This is a genomic window from Desulfurella sp., assembly GCF_023256235.1.
Classification (GTDB): Bacteria; Campylobacterota_A; Desulfurellia; order Desulfurellales; family Desulfurellaceae; genus Desulfurella.
Map to the genome: position 1 here is coordinate 1,982 of NZ_JAGDWY010000034.1, position 10,951 is coordinate 12,932.

Here is a 10,951-nt window from a genome sequence, read left to right on the forward strand (position 1 = left end):
TTGAATTTATATCGTCTTTAGAGTCTTTTTTTAGCAATTCTTCTAAAATTGCGTCAAAGCTTGATTTTGAACTTTTGGATGTTGATTTTGTAGCTAATTTGTCTATAATTTTAAATATGGTGTCATCTAATGTATCAAGCATAGCTTTTTGCATCGCACATACCTCGCTAAAGTTATATAGCAAAATTTGTTCCACAAGGGGTGATATATGAAATTAAGCACATCTTTACAAATGAAAGAATTAGATTCTAAATCCATCAATGAGTTTAAAATTCCAGACATCGTTTTAATGGAAAATGCTTCAAGGGGCACATTTGAACTTATAAAAAAGCAATTTGGTAGCCTTGAAGGTTTAAGAGTATCTGTATTTGCTGGTCTTGGCAATAACGGCGGAGATGCTATGGCTATCGCAAGGCATCTTTACAATGCGGGAGCTAACGTTTTGGTTAATTTGGTAGCTGATCCAGATAAGCTTAATCCGAGCCCTAAAATAAACTACGATATATTGTGCTCAATGAATGTGCCAATTAATATAATTAACCATATTGAAGATTTAAATGATGTTTTTTTAGCCCACTCCCAAATTATTATTGATGGTTTGTTTGGTATTGGCTTATCGCGCAACATTGAAGGTATTTTCTATGATATAATTGACAAAATAAATAAATCAAATGCTTTTGTTGTATCTGTTGATATACCATCCGGGATAAATGCGGATACGGCAGAGTGTTTAGGTATTGCAGTAAAAGCCGATTTAACGGCTACATTTGCACTTGCTAAACCTGGTCAATTTTTGTATCCAGGTAGGCTTTACTGCGGTAAGCTTGAAGTGGTTGATATTTCTACACCAAAGCAATTGATTGATGATTTTAAACCTACCTTTAACGCATTAGTAAAAGATGATTTTGTTATTGAAGATAGGCCAAAAAATTCTCACAAAGGTAATTTTGGCCATATAGCTATAGTAGGTGGTAGTATAGGAAAATCTGGTGCTGTAATTTTAGCTGCAAATGCGGCGCTAAGAAGCGGTGCTGGACTTGTAAGCGCTGTTGTACCAGATTGCATAAATACTGCATTTGAGTCTTCTTGCATTGAAGCTATGAGCTACCCTGTTAAAGACAAAGATGGCTTTTTTTCAAAAGAATCGTTTGATGATATAGTTGATTTTGTTAGAGATAAAGATGTAATTTGTTTTGGTATGGGGCTTGGTGTGTTTGACGATGCTTTGTATTTGCTTGAAAGCTTGCTTGAGCTAAAAAAGCCAATGGTAATTGATGCAGATGGTTTAAATGTTTTGTCTAAAAATGTTAATTTGCTTAAAAAAATCAACTCTCCAGTTATTTTAACGCCCCACCCCAAAGAATTTTCAAGGCTTATTGGTCAAACTACAGCAGAAGTTTTAAAAAATAGACTTAAGCTTGTAAAAGAATTTGCAAAAAAAAACAATGTAATATTAATTTTAAAAATGGCTGATACATTAATTAGTAACGGTGAAAGCATATTTATTAATACAAGTGGCAATCCTGGCTTATCAACAGGTGGAAGCGGAGATGTGCTATCCGGTATTATTGCAAGTCTGATTGCTCAAAACAATGATGTGCTATATGCTTCTTGTATGGGTGTATTTTTGCATGGCTTAAGTGCAGATTTAGCGTTAAGTAAATACTCGGAAGCTTCGCTTTTGCCTACAGATGTGATAAATCATATAACAAATGCAATAGAGGCTATAAAGACAAAGGCTCAATAACAATTTGATCTTTGCCGTCAATTTCTCGCACATAAATTTTTATAGATCTTTGTTTGTTTATCAGGCGTCTTGAAAGCGTGTCGTCAAATTCTATCAGATTTTCTGCGTCTATTTCGCCTTTTATAATTATGTGTGCAAACTTATAACTATCCTGTAATTCTTTAATTTTATGTATTATGTCTTTGTATTGTTCTTCCAAAGAAGCCAATTTGCTTTTTTGCTCTTTATAGCTATCTTCAATTTCTTTAAAGTTTTTTACTGAATTTAATAAAGCAGTTGGTACTTTTGCCCCTTTTGCTTGTAGCTGTCTTATGAGTTTTATAGATTCGCTAAAATTTCTTAAGTTAGAATCAAGTTTTTGTTTTAGCATATCGATTGTAGATTGTGCCATTTTTATTTCATTTGAAAGTGCTTTTTCTTGTATTAGCAACTTTTTGTATTGGGCTGACACTTGTTTTATTTCAAGCGGTTTTATCAAGATTTTGTTATTGTTTCCAACTACATTGTTTAAAATCACTTCTTTTGAAGAAGTAACGATATTTGAGCTTAGCATATCTTTTTTGATTTCAACTGAAGGAGACACAATATTACACGCAAGGCAATTATCTATTGTTACTTTATTTTCTGTTTCTATGTTTGCATAATTTGCATTTTCAATAAACGCTTCTTCAGCTATTAGTGTACCATTTAAGTTTTTTATTCTAGCAATTTTGGCTTTTATTGTGGCTTCTTGGTGTACACTGCCTTTGATATCAACAGTTTCTGCTTCAATGTAAGCTTTTGGTCCTACATTGCCGTTTACTACAACCTTTTTGCCTGTAACTTTTATGCCAGCACCAACTATATCTTCTTCAATATCATTTTTTATAACGCCAATATTTACATCCGATACATTTTTTAAATCAATATTACCGGTTTTTATGTCGGCTCTGTCTACTTTTACGTTTTCTTCTACATGGAAGATGCCATTTTTTTGAATCAGAGAACCTTTTTTTTTGGAAATAAACTTTATACTTGTTTCATCTTCTACCTTATCAATATCTGCTGTATCAATTCTGATATTTATTTTTTGAATTTCTTTACCATCTTTAGCTTTTAAGATATTTCCAAAGATGTCGTATCCATCAATGCCTTTTGTGGGCTTAATATACTGAGCAATTACAGTGCCAACATCAACACCAATGGCAAAATTTTTTTCTTTAAAGTTGATATTGCCCTTTTCGTCAATTTGGCCTACTGTGTTTAATTGAAAAAAGGTTTTAAGTTCGGAATTTTTACCGTCAATTGGAGGTGTACCAATAGCTATTAGTACCTTAAACTTAGTAAAATTTGGGTTTAAGCGCTTTTGAATCTCTTTTGCAATTAATGGAAAATTGTTTTCTTTTATACCATAAACGATACCATTGAAGGCTAATTTTTTTTTGATAACATGTATAATATAATCTAAATTAACATCAAGTGGTTTGTCTAAATTTGTGCAATCAACTTTAACAAAAGCATTTTTTTGAGGGATTGATTCATCTATTTCTACATCAATTATTTTACATAGAATATCTGGCTGTCTTTGTATAAAATCTACTGTGAATATTGGCTTTATCCCATCCTGAGTCTGGATTATTTTTGTATCTATTATTTCAAAATCTATACGTGAAGGATCAATTAAAAAATCTTCAATAATTTTATTTAACTCTGCTTTGATATTTGATGTTTCAATCCTTATTCTATCTTCCATAGTAAACTTTTAGCAGAAATTAATTTTTTGCGCAAGTTTTTTGACGATTTGATTTATTTTTTGTAATGATTATAATTTAGTTTGTGAGTTTGAAAGATGTTCAATCCCAAAGGGATTTTCGAAATATTAACATCAATAAAGTTGGTGTAAAAGGCGTAAAGTATCCTATTACATTACTTGATAAAAAAAATGGGCTGCAACACACTATTGCTGATATTAATATGTATGTATTATTGCCTAGTAAATTTAAAGGTACACATATGAGTCGATTTATAGAAATTATTAATGAAAATAAAAACGAAATAAATATAAAAAAAATTTCACATATTTTAAATCAGATGAAAATAAAGCTAAATGCCCAAAAAGCGTATTTAGAAATAAATTTTGACTATTTCATAGAAAAACAAGCTCCCGTTTCGAAAATAAAATCTTTAATGAGCTATACTTGTGGTTTGTATGCATTTAGTGGAGATACTGATGAACTTACTCTTTTTGTTAAGGTTCCGGTAACTTCGCTATGCCCTTGTTCAAAAGAAATAAGTGACTACGGTGCGCACAATCAAAGAGCCTTTGTATCTGTTTATGTTAAATTTACCGATATGGTTTGGATAGAAGATATTATTAGTATTGTTGAAGCTAATGCCAGTAGCGATATTTACTGTTTGCTTAAGCGCCCAGATGAAAAGTTTGTGACAGAAAAAGCATACAATAATCCTATGTTTGTGGAAGATATAGCAAGAAATATTGTAAAAGCTCTAAAGTTAGATAAACGTATTTATTGGTATAAAGTAGAAGTAGAAAGTTTAGAAAGTATCCATAACCACAACGCATATGCCTGTATCGAAAAAACTAATTAATAGTCTTGAATTTTTTTAAATTTTAGTTTATAAAGTATTAATTGATTGTATGATTATTTTTAAGAAATTTACAAATTATAGTTGACATTTACGATAAAGTAATGTATATAAATTTTAGAAACTTTTTTTGGAGGTTTAAATGAAGCTTCACGAGTACCAGGCAAAAGAGCTGATGAGTCAATACGAAGTACCAATACCAGAAGGCAGGGTAGCATATTTTCCCTACGATGCATGGATGGTTGCAATGGAGCTGGGTTTTCCTGTTGTATTAAAAGCCCAGGTTCTAACCGGTGGCAGGGGTAAAGCAGGTGGTGTAAAGATTGCAAAGACTGCAGATGAAGCCAGAGACATTGCTCAGGAATTATTTGGCAAAACGCTTGTAACAGCACAGACTGGACCACAGGGTGTAAAGGTAAGGAAACTGCTTGTAGAAAAAGTATCAAGCATTAAAAGGGAGCTTTACTTTTCTATTACTATAGATAGAACCATAGGAAAACCTGTGGTTATTGCTTCAAAAAGGGGTGGTATGAGCATAGAAGAGGTAAGTGAGCTCTACCCGGAAGATATCATAAAAATACCAATAGATCCAGCGGTAGGCTTTTTGCCATACCAGATAAGAAGACTAAAGTACGATCTTGACCTTGTTGAGCAGGAAAAAGAAATATCAAGAATTGTAAGTAACCTGTACAAACTGTTTATGGATAAAGACTGTTCGCTTTTAGAGATGAACCCCCTTGTAGTAACAGATACAAACCACCTGGTAGCCCTTGATGCAAAGATAGAAATAGATGACAATGCAATCTTTAGAAGAAAAGAAATAGCAAAGATGCGAGATTTAACTGAGTATGACCCAGATGAGCTTGAAGCACGCTTTGCTGGTTTAAACTTTATCAAGCTTGATGGTGATATAGGCTGTATGGTAAATGGTGCAGGTCTTGCTATGGCTACAATGGATGTTATCAAATTTGCAGGTGGAAACCCGGCAAACTTTCTTGACGTAGGTGGCGAAGCTACGCCAGATACCATAGCAAAAGGTTTTGAGATAATAACCAGGGATCCAAAAGTAAAAGCTATATTCATAAATATATTTGGCGGCATAGTGCGATGCGATAAAGTGGCAAATGGCATATTGCAAGCCTTAAAGACAGTAGAAGTAAAAGTCCCAATAGTGGTAAGGCTTACCGGTATGAATAAAGAAGAAGGTATGGAAATGCTAAAAAACAGTGGCCTTGCATTTTCTGTAGCCCAGGATATAAAAGAAGCTGCTCATATGATAACTCAAATAACAAAACCAAAAAAAGAAGAAAACCAAACAACAAAAGAAACCAATAAGAAGGAGAAATAAATATGGCTATAGCTGTATATAAAACAAGCAGGGTAATAGTACAGGGCATTACAGGCAAGGAAGGAAGGTACCATGCCTTAGCCTGCAGGGATTACGGTACAAAGGTAGTAGGTGGTGTAACACCAGGCAAAGGTGGCAGTGATGTGGATGGTATACCTGTATTTAACACTGTGGAAGAAGCTGTCCAGAAAACAAACCCAAACGTAAGTCTCATATTTGTTCCACCTCCATTTGCAGCAGATGCAATATTGGAAGCAGTAGGCAGTGGTATAAAGATTATTGTATGTATAACAGAAGGTATACCTGTGCTTGATATGGTAAAGGTAAAAAGGGTAATTGAAAAAGAAGGTATAATACTAATCGGTCCAAACTGTCCGGGTATTATAACACCGGATGCTTCAAAAATAGGTATAATGCCAGGCCATATCTTTAAGAGAGGCTCAATAGGTATAATCTCAAGAAGCGGTACACTGCTATATGAGACAGCAGATCAAATATCAAAAGTAGGTCTTGGCCAATCTACATGCCTTGGTATAGGAGGTGACCCTATAGTAGGTACAGACTATATCTTCTGGCTTGAAAGATTTGAACAAGACCCTGAAACAGAAGCCATAATGATAGTAGGTGAGATAGGTGGTGATGCAGAAGAAAAAGCTGCAGAATACATCAAAGCTCATGTTACAAAACCTGTATTTGCTTTTGTTGCAGGCGCAAGCGCTCCAAAAGGCAGAAGAATGGGACATGCAGGTGCAATAATAATGGGAAAGAAAGGCACTGTTGAGTCAAAGTACAATGCTTTAAAAGAAGCAGGTGTTCATATTATAGAAAACCCTGGCTACATTGGTGAAACCATATACAAAACACTAAAAGATAAATATCACTTTTCGATTTAGTCTATCCCTCCTTATCTATAAAGGGCAAGAGGTTTATGCCTCTTGCCTATTAAAAATAAATTGCTTTGCTGTGATGCACTATTATAGCTACAGTTGATTGTTCTGGGACAATCAAATGATTTTCTGTTAGTTTAATGTTATATTCTTCGGGTTTAAGTAAACTAAATATCGCGTCATTTAGACTAAGATCAGGACATGATGGGTAACCTGGTGAATACCTTGCGCCCTGATAAGACTTCATTGAAAAGTTTACATCTTCTAAATTTTTTGATTCGTTTTTTGCAATATTCAGCTCTATTCTTATGTGTTTGTGTATAATTTCTGCTAAACTTTCTGTTAATTCTATGCCTAACCCATGTACTAAATGATACTTTTTATATTCGCCATTTTTAAACAAAGATTTTTCAAACTCAGAAAACTTTTTACCAGCAGATACCAAAGAAAAAGCTACAATATCGTTTATATCACTTCTGAAGTAATCCGCTAAACAAAGATATGGTTTATGGTCAACTCTATCAAAATCCATTACAAGTTTTGCAAGTTTTTTAGCTTCTTCGAATTTTAAATTTTGCGTAAATTTGCTTGTTTGCTCATCAAAAATATACAATGAAGCTTTTTTGGTATACTTATTTTGTAATCTAAAAATAGAGTCAGATCTACATGCAAAGTATCCATAAATAATAAATGGCTCAAAAATGTTTTGTTCTATTAATAATTCTTTTAACTTTTCAAAGTTTACCATGATTTCTTCTTTTATTAGTTTATTATATGCCTGTTGTGACATATTTGCTTTTTTGTAACCCCAGGCTCGTATAAACAATGCTTTTTTGTTTATCCAATTAAATGCAAGATTTTGAATATAAGCATAATTTGATTGATTTTTGGAAACAAAAACTTTTTTGCCATAAAATGGCGCTTTTGGTACATCTTCAACTAGAGGTAAAATAATTTCTTTTTGTGGTATTTCTTTAATAATTAGTTTATCTGATACAATTTTTTTCTTTTTATTTTCACCTATTAATTTTTTGTTTTCTATAATTGACAATGCTTTTAAACCATCAAAGGCATCTTTGCAGTAAAATACTTTGCCACTGTAAATTGGTTTGCAAAAGTCTTCAACAAATTTATTATTTAACGCAGCACCACCAAGTAAAACTGGTATTTTTAAGTTGTTTTTTTCAAACTCTTCTATATTGTTTTTCATTTCTATTGTTGATTTTACTAAAAGTCCACTCATGCCGATACAATCTGCATTGTATTTTTTTGCCGCATCAAGAAAACTTTTAGCTTCTATGCGTGTTCCTAAATTTATAACTTTATAGCCGTTATTTGTAAAAATTATATCAACTAAATTTTTACCTACATCGTGTACATCGCCTTTTACAGTGCCCAAAACAATTGTAAGTTGTTTATCTTTTTGCTTTTTATCCATAAATTTATTTAAATAGTCGACACATTTTTTCATACTTTCAGCACTTGCCAATACAAACGGCAATTGCATTTTACCTTCTCCAAATAATTCTCCAACCGTTTTCATAGCTTGTACCAGTAAGTCAATAATTTTATCAGCGCTCATAACCTCCAAAGCTTCATCTGCTGCTTTTAGTAGCTCATTTGTTTGGGCGCTAATTAGAAGCTTTTTTATTTTTTCATCAAGTGGCAGGTTGTCTAAAGTTTCTTTTTCTTCAATTTTTTTATCATTAGAAAAATGTTCAATAAATTTAATTAACGGGTCACCTTCTTGCCAATCGTTAAAGATTAATCTTTCACATATTTGCCTGTCTTCTGGATTTATTAATGGATACGGGATTAGGGATTTTGGGTTGACAATAGCCATTGATAAGCCGTTTTTAACTGCATGATACAAGAATACAGAATTTAAGTATTTTCGCGCCTGGGCATTTAAGCCAAAAGATACATTTGATATTCCCAAAATGGCTCCTACTTCTTTATGGGTGTTTCTTAGTTCGCTTATTGCATCAATTGTGTCTTTTGCGGCGCTTCTGTATTCTTCTTCTGCTGATGCTACGGTAAAAGTCAAAAGGTCAAATACCAAATCGCTCTTTCTTAAGCCATTTTTTAGTGCTCTATCAAGCATCCTGTATGCTATTTCAAGCTTTCTTTGTTTTGTTTTTGCCATACCTTTTTCATCAATGGCTAGCAAAACAAGCGCGCTTCCAAATTTCTTTGCAAGCTCACAAATTTTGTCAAATTTTTCTGTACCATCTTCTAAGTTTGCAGAATTAATAATTGGCCTTCCACCAATAAGCTTTAGAGCTTTTAAAATTGTATTTGGTTGGGTCGAGTCTATCATTAAAGGGATTGATATTTTTTGATTAAAGCGGCTTATAAGTTCTATCATGTCTTTTTCTTCATCACGACCAGCAAAATTTACAGATACGTCCAAAGCTTTGGCACCGCTTAAAGCTTGTTCTTGTGCTATGGATAAAATCGCCTCATAATCTTCTTTTAACAATAAGTCTCTGAATTGTTTTGAACCTGTGGCATTTGTACGCTCTCCAATTAAAAAAGGTGGTGGTTCCTGAAAAAGTGGTTCATACTGGTATAAACTTGCTAATGCTTTTGGTGAAACCCCTTTTGGAGGTTTGGGTTTTAAGTCTTTAATTTTTTCGTGAAGCGCTTTTATATGATTTGGTGTTGTGCCACAGCAGCCGCCAATTATACTTACACCATCAATGTCACAAAATTTAGCTTCAGCTTTTGCAAAGTTTTCTGGATCCATTGGGTAGCATACTTTGCCTGCAATATTTTCTGGCAATCCAGCATTTGAGTGAATAGAAATATAGCCACCCCAATTTTGAGATAGTTTTCTTAAGTGAGTTTCAACTTGAATGGGTCCACTTCCACAATTTAAACCCAGGGTTAATATATCAAATGGTTCAAGTATGGCAGCAAGCGTAGACACATCTGTTCCAATAAGCATGGAACCATTTAATTCAATAGTAGCTGAAATCATTATAGGTATATCTTTTTGTTTGTCTTTTATGGCATCAAAACAACCATTTAACGCAGCTTTAATTTGCAGAGGGTCCTGGAATGTTTCAAGTAAAATTAAATCAACACCCCCATCTATCAAACCACATGCAGCCAAAAAATAGCCATCATACATCGTATCGAAATCAATTTGATTAAGCGAAGCAAGTTTTGTTCCAGGGCCAAGTGAGCCTGCAACAAATTTTTCGCATTTAAGGGTAGATTCAATCTCATCTTTGGCAGATTTAGCGTTTTGTGCTGCCATTTTTGCTATTTCGTAGGTTTTGTCTTGCAAATTGTACTCTTCAAGTACCCATGGAAGTGCGCCAAAACTGTTTGTTTTTGTGATATCAGCACCTGCTTTAAGATAGTCTAAATGAATACCTTTTATAATATCAGGTCTTGTAATATTTAAAATTTCATTGCAACCAACTTTAAAATCCCAGTCAGATTCTTTTAAATTGTATGTTTGAAGCAAAGTCCCCATTGCTCCATCAAGAATTAGAAATCTTTTGCCTATTGTGTCTTTAATACTCAAGTCCACCCTCCTGCAAAACCTGATTATATAAAAAAAGTACTAGTTTTACAATATTTAGCTTTTTGTTGAACTTGATTTTTATGGTATCTAACGATATAATCAAAATAAGGGTTGGGTATTTTGCGCCCATAGCTCAGCTGGATAGAGCGCAAGATTGCGGTTCTTGAGGTCAGAGGTTCGAATCCTCTTGGGCGCGCCACTTTTAGCGATACCCACCTTTGAAGCTACTTGTAGGGGCGTTTGTGAACCCCGCCAGGTCCGGAAGGAAGCAACGGTAGCAAATTAGCCCCCAGCAGGTAACCTTTATTGGTGGGTATCGCTAAAGGAAGGCAAAATGTATATAGTATTTGCAAGAAAGTATAGACCTCAAACATTAGATGAAGTAATGGGGCAGGATATTGTAACTCAAACTATAAAAAATGCTATAGAGCAAAACAGGCTTTACCACTCTATTTTATTTTATGGTACAATGGGTACTGGCAAAACATCACTTGCAAGAATTATTGCAAAATCATTAAACTGTGAAAAAGGCCCTACAGTAGAGCCATGCGGAAAGTGTGAGCATTGCAGAGCAATTGCAGAAGGCAAAAGCGTTGATGTAATTGAAATTGATGGTGCTTCAAACAGGCGCATTGATGATGCAAGAAGCATTATAGAAAGTATAAAATATGTGCCATTTAGCGCAAGATATAAAATATTTATTATAGATGAAGTGCATATGTTAACAGAAGAAGCTTTTAATGCACTTTTAAAGACAATTGAAGAGCCGCCAGATTATGTGAAATTTATATTTGCAACTACAAATATAGAAAAAGTTCCACAAACAATCCTATCAAGATGTCAGA

8 protein-coding genes, 1 tRNA gene and 1 other RNA gene are annotated in these 10,951 nt (G+C 33.7%); 7 read left to right on the forward strand and 3 right to left on the reverse strand.

Features of this window, described 5'->3' with window-relative positions:
• Window positions 1-196: hypothetical protein (locus Q0C22_RS03365; RefSeq protein ID WP_291490657.1), on the reverse strand; the 196-nt coding region annotated here is incomplete at its 3' end.
• A 12-nt stretch (window positions 197-208) separates the two neighbouring features.
• Between Q0C22_RS03365 and Q0C22_RS03370 the strand changes: the two genes are divergently transcribed.
• Window positions 209-1,747: an NAD(P)H-hydrate dehydratase gene (locus tag Q0C22_RS03370; RefSeq protein ID WP_291490658.1), complete on the forward strand. Its 1,539-nt coding sequence runs from the start codon at window positions 209-211 to the stop codon at window positions 1,745-1,747.
• Here Q0C22_RS03370 and Q0C22_RS03375 read toward each other — a convergent pair.
• Complete coding sequence (locus tag Q0C22_RS03375; protein WP_291490659.1) at window positions 1,725-3,479, reverse strand: FapA family protein; 1,755 nt, start codon at window positions 3,477-3,479, stop codon at window positions 1,725-1,727. The two genes, Q0C22_RS03370 and Q0C22_RS03375, sit on opposite strands and share 23 nt — an antisense overlap.
• Window positions 3,480-3,562: 83 nt before the next feature.
• On the opposite strand from Q0C22_RS03375, the gene folE2 reads away from it, so the two are divergent.
• From folE2 to sucD, 3 genes are all read left to right on the forward strand, one after another.
• On the forward strand, window positions 3,563-4,336 hold the full coding sequence (gene folE2, locus Q0C22_RS03380; protein WP_291490660.1) for a GTP cyclohydrolase FolE2: 774 nt from the start codon (window positions 3,563-3,565) through the stop codon (window positions 4,334-4,336).
• Window positions 4,337-4,475: 139 nt separating this feature from the next.
• Window positions 4,476-5,681, forward strand: a complete 1,206-nt coding sequence (gene sucC / locus Q0C22_RS03385) for an ADP-forming succinate--CoA ligase subunit beta (RefSeq protein WP_025391830.1) — start codon at window positions 4,476-4,478, stop codon at window positions 5,679-5,681.
• A gap of 2 nt (window positions 5,682-5,683) precedes the next feature.
• Window positions 5,684-6,574 carry a succinate--CoA ligase subunit alpha gene (gene sucD / locus Q0C22_RS03390; protein WP_092128248.1) on the forward strand — a complete coding sequence of 297 codons (891 nt, stop codon included), beginning with the start codon at window positions 5,684-5,686 and terminating at the stop codon, window positions 6,572-6,574.
• Between the two features lie 49 nt (window positions 6,575-6,623).
• Here sucD and metH read toward each other — a convergent pair whose 3' ends face one another.
• The gene (metH, locus tag Q0C22_RS03395) at window positions 6,624-10,112 is read right to left on the reverse strand and encodes a methionine synthase (protein ID WP_367172095.1); all 3,489 of its coding nucleotides are present in this window, start codon (window positions 10,110-10,112) and stop codon (window positions 6,624-6,626) included.
• Between the two features lie 116 nt (window positions 10,113-10,228).
• Between metH and Q0C22_RS03400 the strand changes: the two genes are divergently transcribed.
• The 3 genes from Q0C22_RS03400 to dnaX all read left to right on the forward strand — a co-directional run.
• Window positions 10,229-10,305 (forward strand) — tRNA-Arg (locus Q0C22_RS03400).
• Between the two features lie 18 nt (window positions 10,306-10,323).
• An RNA gene (ffs, locus tag Q0C22_RS03405) (signal recognition particle sRNA small type) lies at window positions 10,324-10,417 on the forward strand.
• A gap of 23 nt (window positions 10,418-10,440) precedes the next feature.
• Window positions 10,441-10,951, forward strand: a 511-nt coding sequence (dnaX, locus tag Q0C22_RS03410; RefSeq protein ID WP_291490662.1) for a DNA polymerase III subunit gamma/tau, incomplete at its 3' end; no start/stop codon positions are given.

What these genes read in the sequence shown, in the direction of transcription:
- Q0C22_RS03370 (WP_291490658.1), top strand. Translation starts at nt 209, where the DNA reads ATGAAATTAAGCACATCTTTACAAATGAAAGAATTAGATTCTAAATCC.
- sucD (WP_092128248.1), top strand. Translation starts at nt 5,684, where the DNA reads ATGGCTATAGCTGTATATAAAACAAGCAGGGTAATAGTACAGGGCATT.
- sucC (WP_025391830.1), top strand. Translation starts at nt 4,476, where the DNA reads ATGAAGCTTCACGAGTACCAGGCAAAAGAGCTGATGAGTCAATACGAA.
- Q0C22_RS03375 (WP_291490659.1), bottom strand. Translation starts at nt 3,479, where the DNA reads ATGGAAGATAGAATAAGGATTGAAACATCAAATATCAAAGCAGAGTTA.